Source organism: Pseudomonas sp. DNDY-54 (assembly GCF_019880365.1).
Lineage (GTDB): Bacteria > Pseudomonadota > Gammaproteobacteria > Pseudomonadales > Pseudomonadaceae > Stutzerimonas > Stutzerimonas stutzeri_P.
Map to the genome: position 1 here is coordinate 1,247,019 of NZ_CP082271.1, position 16,095 is coordinate 1,263,113.

The 16,095-nt window shown below is 62.8% G+C and carries 12 protein-coding genes and 1 pseudogene; 4 read left to right on the forward strand and 9 right to left on the reverse strand.

The features are described 5' to 3' along the window. Window positions 1–181: 181 nt before the first annotated feature. From K4O48_RS05835 to K4O48_RS05845, 3 genes are read right to left on the reverse strand one after another with little or no spacing between them, the layout of a single operon-like run. Window positions 182–1,570: an efflux transporter outer membrane subunit gene (locus K4O48_RS05835; protein WP_222911128.1), complete on the reverse strand. Its 1,389-nt coding sequence runs from the start codon at window positions 1,568–1,570 to the stop codon at window positions 182–184. After that, window positions 1,567–2,751, reverse strand: coding sequence for an HlyD family secretion protein (locus tag K4O48_RS05840; RefSeq protein WP_222911129.1), 1,185 nt, complete (start codon window positions 2,749–2,751; stop codon window positions 1,567–1,569). The genes K4O48_RS05835 and K4O48_RS05840 overlap by 4 nt, the downstream gene beginning before the upstream one ends. Beyond that, the gene (locus K4O48_RS05845) at window positions 2,748–4,325 is read right to left on the reverse strand and encodes an MFS transporter (RefSeq protein WP_222911999.1); all 1,578 of its coding nucleotides are present in this window, start codon (window positions 4,323–4,325) and stop codon (window positions 2,748–2,750) included. The genes K4O48_RS05840 and K4O48_RS05845 overlap by 4 nt, the downstream gene beginning before the upstream one ends. Window positions 4,326–4,678: 353 nt before the next feature. On the opposite strand from K4O48_RS05845, the gene K4O48_RS05850 reads away from it, so the two are divergent. The 3 genes from K4O48_RS05850 to K4O48_RS05860 all read left to right on the forward strand — a co-directional run bounded on the left by K4O48_RS05850 (window position 4,679) and on the right by K4O48_RS05860 (window position 6,832). Then, complete coding sequence (locus K4O48_RS05850; RefSeq protein WP_409518924.1) at window positions 4,679–5,167, forward strand: ATP-binding protein; 489 nt, start codon at window positions 4,679–4,681, stop codon at window positions 5,165–5,167. Between the two features lie 114 nt (window positions 5,168–5,281). Further along, the gene (locus K4O48_RS05855) at window positions 5,282–5,734 is read left to right on the forward strand and encodes a PA2169 family four-helix-bundle protein (protein ID WP_222911130.1); all 453 of its coding nucleotides are present in this window, start codon (window positions 5,282–5,284) and stop codon (window positions 5,732–5,734) included. A 177-nt stretch (window positions 5,735–5,911) separates the two neighbouring features. After that, complete coding sequence (locus tag K4O48_RS05860; protein ID WP_222911131.1) at window positions 5,912–6,832, forward strand: AraC family transcriptional regulator; 921 nt, start codon at window positions 5,912–5,914, stop codon at window positions 6,830–6,832. Window positions 6,833–6,855: 23 nt separating this feature from the next. On the opposite strand, the gene K4O48_RS05865 is transcribed toward K4O48_RS05860, so the two are convergent. The 5 genes and pseudogenes from K4O48_RS05865 to K4O48_RS20670 form a co-directional block, all read right to left on the reverse strand. Beyond that, window positions 6,856–8,307, reverse strand: coding sequence for a phosphate ABC transporter substrate-binding protein (locus K4O48_RS05865; RefSeq protein ID WP_260523727.1), 1,452 nt, complete (start codon window positions 8,305–8,307; stop codon window positions 6,856–6,858). 184 nt (window positions 8,308–8,491) lie between these two features. Continuing rightward, window positions 8,492–10,249, reverse strand: coding sequence for a response regulator (locus tag K4O48_RS05870; RefSeq protein ID WP_222911132.1), 1,758 nt, complete (start codon window positions 10,247–10,249; stop codon window positions 8,492–8,494). Continuing rightward, window positions 10,233–11,759, reverse strand: a complete 1,527-nt coding sequence (locus K4O48_RS05875) for an ATPase domain-containing protein (RefSeq protein ID WP_222911133.1) — start codon at window positions 11,757–11,759, stop codon at window positions 10,233–10,235. The genes K4O48_RS05870 and K4O48_RS05875 overlap by 17 nt, the downstream gene beginning before the upstream one ends. A 306-nt stretch (window positions 11,760–12,065) precedes the next feature. After that, window positions 12,066–12,908: a methyl-accepting chemotaxis protein gene (locus K4O48_RS20665; RefSeq protein WP_409518939.1), complete on the reverse strand. Its 843-nt coding sequence runs from the start codon at window positions 12,906–12,908 to the stop codon at window positions 12,066–12,068. Window positions 12,909–12,968: 60 nt separating this feature from the next. Further along, window positions 12,969–14,057: pseudogene (locus K4O48_RS20670) on the reverse strand (cache domain-containing protein); the annotation flags it as partial. 229 nt (window positions 14,058–14,286) lie between these two features. Here K4O48_RS20670 and K4O48_RS05885 point away from each other — a divergent pair. Further along, window positions 14,287–15,228 (forward strand): class I SAM-dependent methyltransferase, encoded by a 942-nt coding sequence (locus tag K4O48_RS05885; RefSeq protein ID WP_222912001.1) that lies wholly within the window; start codon window positions 14,287–14,289, stop codon window positions 15,226–15,228. Between the two features lie 59 nt (window positions 15,229–15,287). On the opposite strand, the gene K4O48_RS05890 is transcribed toward K4O48_RS05885, so the two are convergent. Beyond that, complete coding sequence (locus K4O48_RS05890) at window positions 15,288–16,094, reverse strand: outer membrane protein OmpK (protein WP_222911135.1); 807 nt, start codon at window positions 16,092–16,094, stop codon at window positions 15,288–15,290. Window position 16,095 lies beyond the last annotated feature (1 nt).

Below are 16,095 nucleotides of genomic sequence, written 5' to 3' on the forward strand. Positions count from 1 at the left end.
CCCAGCTGGGGTGCGGGTTCCAGGCTCGCTGCCAGTGTTTGCTCACAGTAGGGTGTGAGCGGCTTTGAAGGGATGGATTCCATGACTGACGATATTCAGCCGAATCAGGATCATCGCTTTGCTGTCGTCGATGATCCGGTCTCGATACTTAACCGCTGAGCCTTCGGGCCAGTGCCTTACATCAGGGTTCGGCTTGCCAGCCACCGCCCAATGCCTGGTAGAGGCTGATCAGCGCATTGAGCCGGCTCTCGCGAAGCTGTACGGCCGCCAGTTCGGTATTGAACAGGTTGCGCTGGGCATCGAGGGTCTCCAGGTAGGACGAATAGCCCGCGCGGTAGCGGTCCTCAGCGTAGGTCAGGGAACGCCCGAGTACCGCGCGGCGAGCCGTGACGCGCGCGAGCTGCTGGCGCAGATTACTGATCGCCGAAAGGCTGTTCTCCACTTCCCTGAAGGCGTCCAGCGCCGCGGCGCGGTAGGCGAGGGCCGCCTGGTTGCGCTGGGCGACCGCGATGTTCACGCCTGCCTCCAGGCGGCCAGCATCGAAAATCGGGGCGAGCACGCTGGCGCCAAGGTCCCAGACACGCACCGGGTCGTAATCAAGTGAGTTGACGAACAGCCGACCGAGTCTGGCCGACAGCTGCACCTGAGGCAGGAACCGGTCACGCTGGGCCTGCAGATTCAGGCTGCTGGCCGCGAGCAGCAGCTCGGCCTGCTGGATGTCCGGGCGGCGGCGCAGCAGCTCTGAAGGCAGCACGCCCGGCACCGGAGGCGGCTCGATGGCCAGCAGCCCGGCGCCGCGTTCTACGTCCCCTGGGAAGCGGCTGATGAGCAGGCGCAGCGCATTTTCCTGCTCCCGGATGGCCTGCTGCAGCTGCGGCAGCAGCTCGGCGGTGGCTTCGTATTCCGATTGCGCCTGGGTCAGCTCCAGCTGCGAGGTGTAGCCGAGGGCTGCGCGGTCCTCGGCGACGCGCAGCGCCTCTTGGCGAGAGTCGACGGTTTCACGTGTGACGTACAACTGGCGGTCCAATGAGAGCAGCGACACATACGCTCGGGCGGTGGTACTTGCCACTGCCAGCCTGATCGCGTCACGCTCGGCCTCGGTCGCGCGATATTCAAGTTGCGCCGCTTCCCTCAAGCGCCGCAGCCGACCCCAGAGGTCGACCTCGTAGGACACTTGCAATGACGGCTGAACGGCCGTGGTGTGGGTCATGCCGAGGACGCTGAGTTCGCGGGTGCGTTGCGCTCCCAGCGCCGCGTCGAGCGATGGCAGCAGAGCGGCGCGTGATAGCTGGATCTGTTCGCGTGCCTGTTCCACGCGCGAGGCGGCGCTCAGCACATCCGTGTTGTTCGCCAATGCGGCCTCGACCAGCGCCGTCAGCTGAGGATCACCGAACGCCTGCCACCAGGTCTTGGACAGGTCGGCCGTGTTCGCTCCCGACTCTCGCCACTGTGCCGGTGGGGTGAACGCGGCTTCCGGCGGAAGCGGCTGCCGGGGCGGCATGCAGCCGGCCAGCGTGACCAGCAGCAGACCTGATAGCAGGCGGGGTAGCGTGCCGTGCAGGCCGGTCATTGGGCGCTGTCCACCGTGGATCGATCCGCTGCCTCTGAGGCTCCGGTATCCACATGAGTTACCACAGACAGCCCGGGGCGCAGCCGCCTGGCGAGTGGCTGATCCGGAGCGATGGAGATGCGCACCGGTACACGCTGAACCACCTTGGTGAAGTTACCGGTGGCGTTGTCCGGGCGTAGCACGCTGAATTCCGAACCGGTGGCAGGGGCCAGGCGCTGTACTTGGCCGCGGAGCCGCGCGCCGTCCAGGGCATCGACTTCAATCTCGACCGGCTGACCGGGACGCATGGCGAACGTCTGAGTCTCCTTGTAGTTGGCGATTACCCAGAGCTGCTCCGGCACCAGGTACAGCAGCTGCGAGCCGGCCGTCACGTATTGGCCCTGGCGCACCGTGACCTCGCTGACCTGCCCGTCGCGCGGTGCGTCGATTACCGTATTGTCCAGGTCGATTTGCGCGCGCTTGAGCGCCGACTCGGCGATTTCCACCTGTGCCTGCAAACTGCCGCGTGAGACTTCGCTGGCCTTCAGCGTTTGTTCGGCGATGGCGATGGCCGCCCGCGCCTGTTGCACCTGGGCCGAGTCGGCGCGTGCGGTTGCACGGATCTGATCGCGCTCGCGGATCGAGACCGAACCCCGTTCAGCCAGCTCGTTGACACGCTTCTCATCCGCCAGGCCCCGTTTCAGCTCTGCTTCGGCAGCGGCCAGTTCGGCGCGGCGGGCGGCTAGCGTCGCCCGGTTGGAGGCTAGGGTCTGCGCCAGATTCTCGAGCTCGAAGCGGCGCGCTGCAAGCTCGGCCCTGCGCTGCTCGACCAGCTGGCGGTACTGACGATCATCGATGCGCACCAATGGCTGGCCTTGCGCGACCTCTTCGAAGTCCTGCACCAGCACCTCGGTCACATAGCCGCTGACCTGCGGGGCCAGCACGGTGATCTGTCCGCGCACATAGGCATTCTCGGTGACCGCCATGCGGCCGGTGAACGGCCACAGCTGCCAGGCATAAAGGATCGCCACGACGCCGATGAGCGCTACCAGCACCATCAGGATTACCGAACGGCGGCTCGGTTTGATGGTTTTCGGCGGATCGTCCGGGGTCGGTCCCGCGTCGGTGGCAGCCGCAGAGGTCTGCGTGGGTTGGGCTGGCTGCAGGCTTTGCTGTTCCTCGGGTTGGGTGCGTTCGCTCATGGAGAGGCGGAATTCCTGTTCTGCTGCGCAACGCGCAAGGTGCGATAGAGCGTCCAGCCGAACACGCCGATGGAAAGCATGCCGATCAGCCGGAATACATCATTGAAGGCCAGCACGTTGGCTTCTCGCGTGGCCGCTTGACTCAGCTGCACCGCGCTCTGTGCCTGGCGAAGTCGAGGGTCGTTCTGGCGCGGTATGAGCGCCTGGCTCTGGGCCTGCAAGCGTCCCGCAACCCGTGGGTCGCCGGCCACCACCTGTTCGGCGAGGTGGCTGGAATGGTACTTCTCACGCATCACCTGATAGGTACCGAACAGTGCTGGTGCGGCCAGGCCGCCGAGGCTCTGGGTCATGGTGAACAAGACGATGAAGGTCACCAGATAGTTCGGACCGTTGCGCAGCGCCCGGCCGATACCGGTGATCAGCAGCGGACCGAGGAACATGCCACTGGCGAAGGCCAGCAGGCCCTGGCTGAGAAACATGTCGTGCGGCCGCGTGAGGTTGGTGGCGTCGATGTCGAGAAAGCTGCCGATGGCGATTAGCACGATCGACAGCAAAATCTGCGGAAAGGCCATGGCCGGGCTGAAGGTCATCGCACTTCCGGCGATGCCCATGACCAGGCCCAGCAGGATCACCGCATACAACGGCTGCAGCTGTTCAGTGCCCATGCCGAGGGTCTGCAGCAGGCCGACCGCGCCGTAGGTCTGTTCGGACAACAGCAGGCGCAGCATCAGCGCACCGAAGGCGAAGCGCATCATCTCGGCGGTGCCCAGCCAGCGTGTATGCAGCAGGGGGTTGCGCCGGTGATGCTCGATCATGAACGCGGCGCAGATCAGCAGCAGCGCGGCGATCAGGGCGTAGCCCAGCCAGGGTTGCTCGGTCCACCAGAGGATGCGGCCCTGGGTCAGCACCGCCGCGATCAACGCGAGCGCGGGGGCCAACAGGGCGAAGGTGAGGAAATCCAGCGGTTCGAACACCTTGATGCGTTCGCCTACCGGCAGTTTGAGCACTACCACGGCAGCCAGCGAGCAGAGCGCCAAGCCGCTTTCGAACACATACAGGCGATGCCATTCGCCTATGTCCAGCAGAGCGGGTGACATCAGCCAGGCCAGGGGTGTACCCAGCTGAGAGATACCGAAGCCGAAGATCACCGCCTTGGGTAGATCGACCTTGCGAAACGCCTGAAGCATGTAGAACAGGCCCAGGGAGGAGGTGGTCGCAGCGGCCAGGCCACTGGCTGCGCGGACGAACACGGCCATCTCAAAGCCTTCGACGAAAACATGCGCGATGCTCAGCAATGCGTAGAGCGTCAGGCCAATCTCGGCAAAGCGGCGCAGGCCGTATTGCTGTCGAAACTTGATCATCAGCAGGTTGGCCGACACGCTGACCATGAAATAGGCCGCCGGAAGCCAGGCCGCCTGGGACGGCGTCAGACCCAGATCGCCCTGGATGCTGGGCAGGTTGGCAATGAACAGTGCGTTACCCAGCCCGCCGGTGATGCCGACCAGTACGGCAACACAGGCATAGGCGATGCGCAGCGGCATGGGATGCAGCAGGATCGCCGGCGAGCCCGGCATCGAGGGGCGCTCTTCGGGCTCCCAGCGAGGAACCGGTGAAAGGTATTGCGGCATCGTAGACATGGCTCGAAGGGCGGTTACAACGATCGGAGCGCCGCGACAGGGCGGCGGTCATTCCTTTCGGACAACCTTTTGCGTGAAATGATTGGTCACATTCGTCAAAGCATGGTGCTGCTCTCAGTAGCGGCCGCGCAGCGGGGTGCCAGAGGAGTGAACGCGGAAGGCAGCTTGGCGTTTTGAGACGGCTTATATCAGCGTGCCTATCCGCTTCAGCGACGGCCAGTTATACGGGACCTTCTGCTGCTTCAGCGCCAAGCCCGACGGCATACACATCTTGCGAGGATGGTCACAACATGTTGTTTTCAGCCCGCACCGAGCAGGTCGACGCGGCAATTCACCGGCAGGACATCGACCTGGCCGAAACGGTGGAACAGCTCGGTGATTATTTCGAGGGCGTCGCCGAAGAGCAGCAGATGCGGGTAGTGAACGAGGCGAGCGGCAGCCTGCACGCCGATCCGGATCTGCTGCGCAGGGCGCTGGCTAACCTCATCGCCAATGCGCTGCGCTATGGCGCCACGGGGACGGAGGTCCGGGTAAGCAGCGAGCAGACGGCTGACAACGTGGTGATCACTGTCGAAAACAGCGGCGAGCCGATTGCAGCCGAACACCTGCCGCGGTTGTTCGACCGCTTCTATCGCTGCGATCCGTCCCGTGCCCAACCGGGCGACTCTGGCGGGCTGGGGCTGGCAATCGTGCGCTCGATCATGCAGTTGCATGGCGGTGAGGTGCGGGTGACCAGCGACGCAGCGATCACCTGCTTCAGCCTGTCCTTTCCTCGCTGAACGCTGTGGTCCCACCGGGCAGATGAGCTGAACCTTTATCGAAACGGCACAGTCGACTTAACAGGTTGGCCGTGTTTGTTCCGGCCGTTCTTAGGCGCTCAGGAGGACTGTTCAATGGATACCAAAGACACGATTTCCGTACTCAACGATCTCATCGAAACCAGCAAAGACGGTGAGAAGGGTTTTCGCGAATGCGCTGAGGATCTGAAGAACCCGCAGCTGAAAACCACTATGACTCAGCGTGCCCAGGATTGCGCCACCGCAGCCGCGGAGCTGCAGCAATTGGTCCGCACCCTCGGTGGTGACCCGGAAACCACAACCAGCACCGCTGGCGACATGCACCGTCGCTGGGTGGACCTGAAGTCCATGGTCACCGGCAAGGACGACGAAGCCATCCTTAACGAGTGCGAGCGGGGCGAAGACGTTGCCCTCAAGAGCTACCGCAAAGCGCTCGAGAAAGACCTGCCGATGGACGTGCGCTCAGTAGTCGAGCGTCAGATGCAGGGCGTGCAGCGCAACCATGACCAGGTCAAGGCCCTGCGCGACGCGGAGCGCGCCCGTAGCTAACGTGTGAGCGGCGCAAGCGTGCGCCCCCCGGAGAAAATAACGCCCCGACTGGTTCGGGGCGTTTTTCTGTTTGCTGGTCTGCGACAGGGGAGTTTTGTCGCCTCGCTCTGACGGCTTGCGGCGCTAACAGTCAGGGCTGCTAAGCTGATCTCTTCGTTTCTCCGCGAGCGGGCTGATATGAATTCATTTACTAACCCCCCGGTCGATGACACCCGTGCGCAGCGTGGCGAACTGGCGCAGCTGGTTCAGGGGCTCGTCAGCGGCGACGGCATGCATCCCACCGCAATTGAGCCGCTTCACCTGATCCATTGCCAGACGCCTGGAGAGATGATTTACGGCGTCCACAAGCCGGCGCTGTGCATCATCGTCCAAGGTAGCAAGCGCGTGCGTCTGGCTGACGAGCTGTACTGTTATGACCCGCTTCATTACCTGGTGGTCTCAGTAACGCTGCCGGTCGCCGGGTGTGTGGTTGAGGCGTCGGCTAGCGAGCCTTATATCTGTATCCGGCTGGACATCGATCCCCCGCTGATCGCCGGGTTGATCAGCGAAGCCGAGCCGCTCATGGGCCGCGCCGAGCCGAACGGGCGTGGCCTGTACCTGGATCGGATCGATGCACCGCTGCTGGATGCCACGCTGCGGTTGGTACGACTGCTAAACAACCCCAAGGACATCCCGGTGCTGGCGCCATTGGCCTTGCGTGAAATCTTCTACCGTCTGCTGTGCGGCCCGCAGGGGAGGCATCTGCAGGACGTGGCGCTGCAGGGCAGCCAGTCGCATCGGGTCAACCGGGCAATCGAGTGGCTGAACGAGAACTACGTCGAGCCGCTGCGCATCGATGAACTGGCGCGCCGGGTCAATCTCAGTAGCTCCAGCTTGCATCACCGCTTCAAGGCGCTGACGGCGATGAGCCCGTTGCAATACCAGAAGCAGCTGCGTTTGCAGGAGGCTCGACGTTTGCTGATGGCCGAAGGGTTGGAAGTCTCGGCGGCGGGGTATCGCGTCGGGTACGAGAGCCCCTCGCAGTTCAGCCGCGAGTACAGCCGACTGTTTGGCGCTTCTCCGATCAAGGATCTGGCACGCCTGCGCAGCATCGCCTGACACGGGTGTTGTCGCAGCGTTCGTCAGGGCGGTGTAGGTTGCGCGGGGTCGTGCTCGCTCGCGTCGATTTCGAAGGCAATGCTCCAGTTGTTCAGCGGGTAAGGCTTGTTCACCAAGGCAGCGATGTTTGCGTCGGGCGACATCCCCTCATCCGGCAGGTACTCGTAGCGGGCGTCTGCCTGGGTGGGATCGCTGTCGCGCAGTTCTCCGGCGCCGTCGACGGCGTGGCTGGCATAGCGGATGCGCGGCGTTCCGACCAGGTCGCGACCCGCGATCAGCCGCACAACGGTATCGGCGGCAATGTCGACGGCTTCGATCGCGACCTCACCTTGCGCGTCGCTCAGTGTGAAGCCACGGTTCTTGATCGGTCGCGCTTCATAACCCAGATAGGGTCGGCCAAAGGTCAGTGGCGGCGCAGGCACGTGGTAGTCGATCAGGATTTCCCGTCCATTCACCGTGGCCCGGTGCGGCGATAGCGGTATCCAATGCCGGCGCTCGACCACGACGTGGTGGTAAACCTTGCCGAGCATCTGGCCAAACCAGCGGTAACCGTTGGCTGACAGGTGCGTGCCCTTGTCGACGTAGGGATAGACAGGGCCGGCCAGATACCAGTTGGGTTCCTCCTGTGCCAGCTCCCACTGGGCCATGCCAATATCGAGACTGCCATCGACGACCGAGGATTTGGCATCGGTCTGATAGCTGATGAACGCAGGCATGCGTGTCTGGCCGATGGCCTTTGCGGTGTCCGTGTTCAGATCGTCGCGCAGCTGGCGCAGCATCTTTTTGTAGGTGGCTTTGTCATTGATGCCGCCCTGGACCTCTGTGTAATCGTATTCGCCCTGTAGCCAGAAAAAAGCGCTGAGGCTGTAGCTCGCGCCTTTGGCGTCAGCGAGCTGCTTGCCTTGTTCCACCGCCTGCAACACCCGCCGGTATTCGTTGGTGCCGCCGGCTTTGGCCAGCTGCGCGATGGAACGTCCGGAGGTCGCGGCGTTGCTGGCAACGAACAGGTGTTCGGGGTCGGATTCGAGGCCGCGCGTGTCGAGATAGAGCCGGCGCGCCATGTTCAGTGCGCCAACCTCCACCGACTCGCCTTCCTCCTGCGCCTGCGGATCCAATGCGGCGATCGCGGCACTCCCGAGAATCGTCTTCGCATCGCGCTTGAGTTGGACGACTGCCTTGAGCGGCCTGAATGCGATTTCACCCACGGGGGCGAAGCGAGTGCCGCTGTACGTCGCCGAGCGTGTCGAGCCGCCCAGCATCAGGTTGTCGTAACGGGGGTGTTTGGACAGCGCCGGCCAGCCTTCGGCGGCCGATGCGAGGGACTGGCCGTAGGTAATGACGTGGTTGTACTGCGCAGTCGGTGTCGGCGAGTGGTGATTGGGCTTCCCCATGAGCTGCTCGGTGAATCGCTTGTTCTGCGCGTCGCGAGCCGATAACGACGTGGGTGTTGCCGAGGCGAGCGGCGTGCCGACCATCAAGACACCGAATAACAGCACCACCCAACGCGATGTGGACGCACGATCGTAGTCAGGGTGATTGGAGGTGCGTGAAGGGGCGGGCATGGCCAAGTCCTTTGTCTTCGCTGCGGCGCGCCGGTACAGATCAGCCTGCCGTGTGGAGTTGGCGTTTTCGACGGCGGACGTTGCGCTTAGTTCGAGCTCAGACCTGCTGAGGCGGGTCGCAAGGAGCGCTCAGTGGGGCCGAGGCAAGTGGCTTCTCGGCCTCATTGGGTGTTGCGGCGTCTTCCATCGCGCCTTTGATCGCAAGGGCGAGCTCTTCGAGACGGTAGGGCTTGGCCAGGACGTAAATGCCCTCGGCGGTCGCGGCCTTCTTGACCGCTTCGGCATAGCCGCTGGTGAGCAGAACCGGGATGTCCAGGTGCCTGGTGCGGATTTCCCGAGCCAACTCCACGCCGTTCATGCCGCCGGGCATCATCACGTCCGAGAAGACGATATCGACGTCGCGACCGTTCGCCAGCGCGCCCAGCGCTGCGGCCGCACTGGCAGCATGGGTCACGCTGTAACCCAGGTGTTCGAGCATTTCAGCCACCAGCGCGGCGACTTCTTCGTCATCATCGACGAGCAGAACGTTGCCGGCTGAGTCGTTTTCCAGCGTACGTTCCGTCTGCAGACCGTCGTTTTGAGCTAGCCCATCGGGTACGTTGGTCGAGCGGGGCAAGAGCAGCACCACGCTGGTGCCGAATCCGCTTTCGCTGTTGATCCATACGGTGCCGCCGGACTGCCGAGCAAAACCATAGACCTGTGCCAGGCCGAGCCCGGAGCCTTTGCCGATTTCTTTGGTGGTGAAAAAGGGGTCGAACACGCGTTCGCGCAATTCGACCGGGATGCCGGTGCCGGAGTCGATCACGGCCAACCGTACGAAATCGCCCCGTTGGTCCAGCACCTGCTCATCCGGCGCGTTCGAAGCTTGCAGCAGGATCGTGCCACCTTCCGGCATCGCATCGCGGGCGTTGACCGCCAGGTTGAGAATCACCAGCTCCAGCTCGCCCGGATCGACCTCTACCGGCCAGAGGTCCGGCGCAAATTGCACGTCGACGTGCACGTCACCGCGCAGGCTGCGGTCGAGTAGCTCACGCATTCGGCTGATGCGATGGGCAAGATCGACCGGCTCGGGCGCCAGCGACTGCCGCCGTGAGAAGGCTAATAGCTGGCGGGTCAGTGCCGCACCTCGCTGCGCGGCCTGACGCATCCCGTCCATCAGGCGCTGGCGGCGTTCGGGGTCGGATCGGCGATCGAGCATGTCGAGGCCGCCGGCGATCACCATCAGCAGGTTATTGAAGTCATGCGCGATGCCGCCGGTGAGTTGACCGATGGCCTCGATCTTCTGCGTTTGCCGCAAGGTTTCTTCGATCGTGACGCGTTCTGCCATCTGCGTTCGGAGGTCGACGTTGGCCTGTGCCAGCGCCTTGGTGCGTTCGATGACTAGCGCCTCGAGCTTGTGCGAGGCGCGCTCGCGCTCTTCCAGCAGCGCGCGAACTTCGTATTGCCGGAGACGGCCGCGGACGGCCGCCTGGATGGCGCTCGTCAGGGTGATGCTTTGAACTGGACGCTCCAGCAGCGAGACGTTGCGCAACGTCGCAACCATGCGCTGGCGCCAGGCACTGACAGCCGGCTGGCGATGCTTGCTGGTCAGTACCACGAAGGGAAAGTCCGACCAGGCGGGTTGCTGGTCGATCCAGGCGCCGAGTGCCTGTAAATCCTGGCCGAACAAGGCCTCTTCGGCGATGAACACGGCATCAGCATCGCGTTCGGCCCGCTCCAGCACCTCGGCGACGCTGTGACACACATCTGCCGTCATGCCGCTACGGCGTAACAGGTCGGCTGAGGCCGGACCGTCGCGGCCAATGGGGGCAAAGACGACTACTCGTGGGCTTTCTGGCTTAGGCGTCGTCGTCATGCTCTTCTTTCATGAGGGGAATGGCATCGCCCGTATAAACCGGAGTGCCCGAGAAGATGCCGCTGAAGTGTACAAGCGGTGGGCCAACCTTGATGCCGCTGGCACCAAGACGAAACTCCCGAATGGTGTTTTCGTGCCGTCCGCTGCGCTTCTTCACCACCGATAACGCCCGCCGAACGATGCCGGCATGTTCGAAATAGCGCAGCATGATAACCGCATCACTGAGGTAGCTGATATCAACGGGCGTCTCCATCGGCCCGACGAGGCCATGTTGCGCCAGTACCATGACGCTGATCACGCCTTTCTGCCCCAGGTAGCTCAGCAGCTCGTGCATCTGCAGGATCAGGAAACGGCCGTCGGGCATGGCATTCAGGTAGCCGTTGAGGCTGTCCATCACCACCAGCTGCGCGCCCTGTACCTCGACGCTGTGTCGCACAGCCGCGGTGAATTCACCGGGTGACAGCTCGGCGGGATCGACCTGTTGCAGATGCAGCTGGCCGCTTTCGATCCATGGGTCCAGATCGAATCCGAGCGCTCGACCGCGCGCGAGGAGCGTGCCGATCCCCTCATCGAATACGAAGAGCGCCACGTGTTCGCCGCGCTTGCAGGCCGCTGCCGCGAGCCCGAGCGCCAACGACGACTTGCCGACGCCGGCGGCGCCGATCAGCAGCGCGTTGGTGCCGCGTTCCAGCCCTCCACCCAACATCTGATCCAGCTCGACGTTGCCGGAGGAGGTCAGCTCGCCGACAAAAGCCGTGTGATGTTCGGCTGCGATCAGGCGCGGGTAGATTGCCAGGCCGCCTTTCCTGATCGAGAAATCGTGATAGCCGCCCCGGAACTGGATGCCGCGCATCTTGATCACCCGCAAGCGTCTGCGCTCGGCGCCGTAATCGATGGCCAACTGCTCAAGCAAGACCACACCATGCGAGATCGAATGCAGTTGCAGGTCGCCACTTTCGGAAGTCTGGTCGTCAAGCAGGATGACCGTACACCGGCGCGTGGTGAAGAAATGCTTGAGCGCGAGCACTTGCCGACGATAGCGCAATGGGCTCTGCGCCAGAAGGCGCATCTCGGAGAGGCTGTCGAACACGACCCGCGTCGGGTTGGTTTCACTGACCCGGTCGAAGACCTGCTTGGTGGTCTCGTTCAGCTCCATTTCGGCGGGGTGCAGCACGGTCAGCTCGAGCTCGGGGTCGAGGGTATCTTCCGGCGTCACCAGCTCGAACACATCGATGCCTTCGAGTGTCCAGCCATGTCGCTTGGCGACCAGCTCCAGTTCTCGCTTGGTTTCCGAGAGCGTTACGTAGAGCACACGCTCGCCATGACGGACGCCTTCGAGAAGAAACTGCAGCGCGATGGTGGTTTTGCCGGCGCCGGGGCTGCCCTCATAGAGGTACATCCGGTTGGGGTCCAGGCCGCCGCCGAGAATGTCGTCGAGGCCTTCACTGCCGGTCGAAATGCGTGGGGATTCGTCGTCTGTGATGGGTAGATCATCAGAAGCATTGGTCATTGCGTACTCCTTACGCCAGCTTCGCAGAGCGTCGCCGCGTTCCTTGTTCCGGCTGGCGCAGCCATAGGGCGGGCTGCTCGACAGGCGGAACACGCCCCGGACGCCGTGCCGGCCGACCGGGCTAAAAAGCCCCTCGAAAGCGCCTCATTGCGTTCCGCAGAGGCGAGGGGCGTGGTCATCTTATCCGACTCAGCTTTTTAGCTGCCGTTCCGCATGGGCTGTTTGCCTGGGCAAGCCCGCACGGCGACTGAGCGTCGAACAGCTGCGGCGGTCAGGCTGCCTCGGGAGCGCCGCCGAGCCGACGTTTCAAAGTTTGAAGCGGCTCACCATCGCGATCAGGCGTTCGTTGGATCGGGAGAGCCCGTCGGTACTCTTGCTGACCGTTACGCCGGACTCGACCAGCGCTTCGACCATGTCCCGAACCGCCACCATGTTCCGGTTGATCTCGCCGCTCACCGCACTTTGCTCCTCGGCCGCCGCCGCGATCTGCGCACTGAGATCATGGATGCGGTTGACCGAATCGGCCATCTCGTCGAGGCCACTGTTCACACGGGTGGTGCGGTCGGCGGTGGCCTGACAGCTGCCCTTGGTTTTCTCCATGGCGCCCACGGCGGCATCGACGGCGCTCTGCAGCGTCGCCAGCATCTCGTTGATCTCGGAGGTGCTCTGCTGGGTACGGCCAGCCAATGCGCGAACCTCATCCGCGACCACCGCAAAGCCACGGCCCTGTTCGCCCGCGCGTGCGGCTTCGATGGCGGCATTCAGCGCCAGCAGGTTGGTCTGGCCGGCAATTTCGCCGATTACGCCGAGCACGTCATTGATCTTGCGTGCGTCCTGCTGCATGGCCTGCACCCGCGCCGTGGCTGACTCGACTTCGTTGACCAGCGCCAGCACGCTGTCGGCCGCTTCGTCGACGGTCTGCCGGGAGCGTGCGGCATGTTCAGTGGCCGCTTGGGTGAAACTAGCGGTCTCGTTGGCGCTGTGCGCGACCGAGTCGGCCGTCGAGCTCATTTCGGTGATGGCGGTAACTGCCTGGTCTGTTTCGCTGGCGTGACGGGCCAGGATGCCATTGCTGTGTTCCGATTGCCGCTTGAGCTGCTCCAGCTCAACGGAAATCTGACGGGATGAGGTGGCCAGGTCAGCGATCATCTCTTGCAGATAGGCGATGAAACGGTTCACGGCCACACCGATACGGTCGACCTCGTCGTCGCCCTTGATCTCGATCCGGCGAGTCAGGTCGGCATCGCCGGAAGACAGCGATTGAATATTGGCGGCCAGTAGTTGCAGCCGGCTCATCAGCTTACGCAGGGCGGCCACCATCAGCACGAGCAGCAGCGCAACCATGGGCAACTGCAGCCACCCCAGCGTGCCGAGCACCGACTGGGTCTTCTCGGTCAGCAGCCGGCTGGGCAGCGCGGTGGCGAGCAACCAGGGCGTCCCCTCGATGGGCTTGAGGAAGAACGAAGTCTGTTCGCCGTCCTGCGCTTCGAACTCGGCAAAACCGCGTTGCTCACCGCGGTCCAGCGTCGACTTGATTTGCGCAATAAATGGCGTACGGGAGGCGAGTTCGGAGACGTTCTTCAAGACGATCTGTTCGTTCAGTGCCGGCAGGTTGCTCAGGATCTTGCCGTCCGCTTCGACGATCATGATCTGGCCCTGAATTTCCTTTTCTTTATTGGCGACCAGCTCGTTGAAGAAGCCCAGCGTCAGATCGATAGTCGACACACCGTAGGCGCTGCCGTCTTTGCGAATCGCCATGGCGCAGTTAGTGCGTGGCTCGGCACTGGCGTCATCCTTGTAAGCGGCGGCCCAGGCGCATTTCCCGCTGGGCGTCTGCACACCGGCCCGGTGCCAAGGCTGCTCGAAGTAATTCAACGACTCGGCACTGTTCCAGTGGGTGTTGACCTTCAGCTGACCACTCGCGTCGCGGTGGTAGAAGGTGCTGTGCTTGGCCACGCCAGGCGTGCGCACGCCGGGCAGCGGCCAGATGCCACCGCCAAATACTTTCTGATCGCCGTACTGATCGATCAAGCCAGGCAATACGGCATCTATCTGCTCGCTATCGAGCAGGGCGACGGTTTGGGTAATGGCGCGCGACTGGCTCTCGATTCGTGCCAGGTTCAGCTGGATCGCCTGGGCAATCTCATCGACCTTTTCCTCGACCAGGCTGACTTCGGTTTCTCGCAGCTGCGGGGCTACGAACCGGTCGATGCCCAGTAGCGTCAGCGCGCTGGCGAGGACGATGAAGGCTGCGAACGTCGTGAGGTAACGTGCCTGAATGGTTTTCAACATAGTCATGGTAGGGCTCGGCGCGATGAACAAACGGTAGGTATGACCCGAACGCGGCTTATCGACCTGTACTGCCGAGTCTTGAGACCGTTGGTCCGATCTGGGTTTTCGTCTTTCCCGCGGGCCAGGCGCTTGGACCTCCGGGGCGGCGATGAGCGTTCACCTGTCGAGGGCGTAACTGCGGAAGTGGCGGATCGCGTTTAGAATGCGCCGGCCTTTTTTCGAGACGACCCTCTACATGCATCCGGATGCCCTCACGACGCTGCAACACCACCTGACCACAGCGCTGGCTGACGTGCCCGCTGAAACCCGCCGCCTGTTTCACGGCCGCGGTCGGTGCTGGGACGGGCTCGAGCATGTCACCGTCGATTGGCTGCAAGGGGTGGTGCTGGTCTCGCTGTTTCGTGCGCCGACCGAGGCCGAGCTCGCGTCATTGATGACGTCGCTCAGGGCGCTTGTCCAAACGTCCAGCTGGCGGGCAAGCGGGGCGCATAGTTTGCTGCTGCATCATCGTTATCTGCCGGACAGCCGCATTGAGCAGCTGGAGGGTGAGCCGATCGAGGAATGGGTGATCACCGAAAATGGCTTGCGGTACAAGCTTGACCTCGGCATCAAACAGAACAACGGCTTGTTTCTCGACATGCGTTACGGACGCCGCTGGGTGCAGGCGCATGCGCAGGGTAAGCGGGTGCTGAACCTGTTTGCCTACACCTGCGGCTTTTCCGTGGCGGCGATCGCGGGCGGCGCCACGCATGTGGTTAACCTGGATATGGCGAGAGCGGCGTTAAGCCGTGGGCGTGACAACCATCGACTCAACGAGCATGACCTGAGCAAGGTCACGTTTCTCGGACACGAGCTGTTCAAGTCATGGGGCAAGGTCAAAAAAAGCGGGCCCTATGATCTGGTGATCATCGATCCGCCGTCCTTCCAGAAAGGCAGTTTTGCGCTTAGCCGTGATTATCAAAAGATCCTCCGACGGCTGCCGGAGATGCTGACGCCAACCGGAACGGTATTGGCGTGCATCAACGACCCAGACACCGGGCCGGATTTTCTTATCGAGGGCGTTGCCGCCGAGGCGCCCGAGCTTGTGTTTCAGCAGCGCCTGGAAAACCCGCCTGAGTTTCCGGATATCAGTCCTGATAGCGGCTTGAAAGCCTTGGTGTTCTGCCGCTTTGGCTAGCCATCATCGCGCCGCAGAGGGGGTTCTGCGGCGAGATGATTGTCAGCGGAGAGCGCCGGTCAAAAGTGTGCTTTGACGATGAAGTTGGTCACGTTGTTGTCCGTGTTGAAGTCTGCACTGTCCTCGATGCCGTACTTGTCGGACCAATAGTCATACTCGATGCCTACATAGAGCGTGCCTGGGGTGTATTCGAGTGCTTTGCCCAGGTCGTATTTGATTTGCGGGTTGATGTGCAGGTTCTTGGCGACGAAATCACCCTTCGAGCGTGAGCCTGCGTCATTGACCACCCAGTCGATGAAGCCATCAAACAAGATGTCTGATTTGCCCACCGGGAACGTCATCGCCCATGTCGGCGTGATTTGCCACTGCCCGCTGGCCTGGCCCGTAATGCCGTCCGGCTTGCGGTAGTAGGTGTTGATCGCCAGACGATCGAAACCCGGTACTGCGAGGTCTACGGCTGGGCCTAGCAGGTAGTTGCGATTGCGGCCTTCACCGCGTTCATAGGTGGCGGAGAGCAGCACGTCGGTGATCGGCCCGAAGGAGAAATCTTGGCCAGTGAGCTTACCCAGCGACAAGCGCGGGCTGAATTCGCCGTAGTAAGTGCGCCCATCGTTGCCGGAGTGGCCGTTGAACCACTTGTGGTCGACGAACAGAAACATGTCGCCCCAAGTCCAGCCACTGGCATGTTCGAAAGTGATCGTCTGTTGGATATCGGCCTCACGCCCGTCCTCCCCGGAGTCAACCGCAAAATTCTTTCCGTAGAGGTAGGTCAGGCTGTTGTTCTGCCAAAGCATGGGGTCGGCCAGCGCCTGGCCGGAGAGGGTCATACCCGCGGCGAGAACAGCGGTACTGAGGCTGCGTTTCATT

Excerpts from the sequence above, each read along its gene's own strand:
- K4O48_RS05845 (WP_222911999.1), bottom strand. The coding sequence starts at position 4,325 with ATGCCGGGCTCGCCGGCGATCCTGCTGCATCCCATGCCGCTGCGCATC.
- K4O48_RS05855 (WP_222911130.1), top strand. The coding sequence starts at position 5,282 with ATGGATACCAAAGACACGATTTCCGTACTCAACGATCTCATCGAAACC.
- K4O48_RS05835 (WP_222911128.1), bottom strand. The coding sequence starts at position 1,570 with ATGACCGGCCTGCACGGCACGCTACCCCGCCTGCTATCAGGTCTGCTG.
- K4O48_RS05860 (WP_222911131.1), top strand. The coding sequence starts at position 5,912 with ATGAATTCATTTACTAACCCCCCGGTCGATGACACCCGTGCGCAGCGT.
- K4O48_RS05865 (WP_260523727.1), bottom strand. The coding sequence starts at position 8,307 with ATGGTCGGCACGCCGCTCGCCTCGGCAACACCCACGTCGTTATCGGCT.
- K4O48_RS05890 (WP_222911135.1), bottom strand. The coding sequence starts at position 16,094 with ATGAAACGCAGCCTCAGTACCGCTGTTCTCGCCGCGGGTATGACCCTC.
- K4O48_RS05885 (WP_222912001.1), top strand. The coding sequence starts at position 14,287 with ATGCATCCGGATGCCCTCACGACGCTGCAACACCACCTGACCACAGCG.
- K4O48_RS05875 (WP_222911133.1), bottom strand. The coding sequence starts at position 11,759 with ATGACCAATGCTTCTGATGATCTACCCATCACAGACGACGAATCCCCA.
- K4O48_RS05870 (WP_222911132.1), bottom strand. The coding sequence starts at position 10,249 with ATGACGACGACGCCTAAGCCAGAAAGCCCACGAGTAGTCGTCTTTGCC.
- K4O48_RS05850 (WP_409518924.1), top strand. The coding sequence starts at position 4,679 with ATGTTGTTTTCAGCCCGCACCGAGCAGGTCGACGCGGCAATTCACCGG.
- K4O48_RS20665 (WP_409518939.1), bottom strand. The coding sequence starts at position 12,908 with ATGATCGCTGACCTGGCCACCTCATCCCGTCAGATTTCCGTTGAGCTG.
- K4O48_RS05840 (WP_222911129.1), bottom strand. The coding sequence starts at position 2,751 with ATGAGCGAACGCACCCAACCCGAGGAACAGCAAAGCCTGCAGCCAGCC.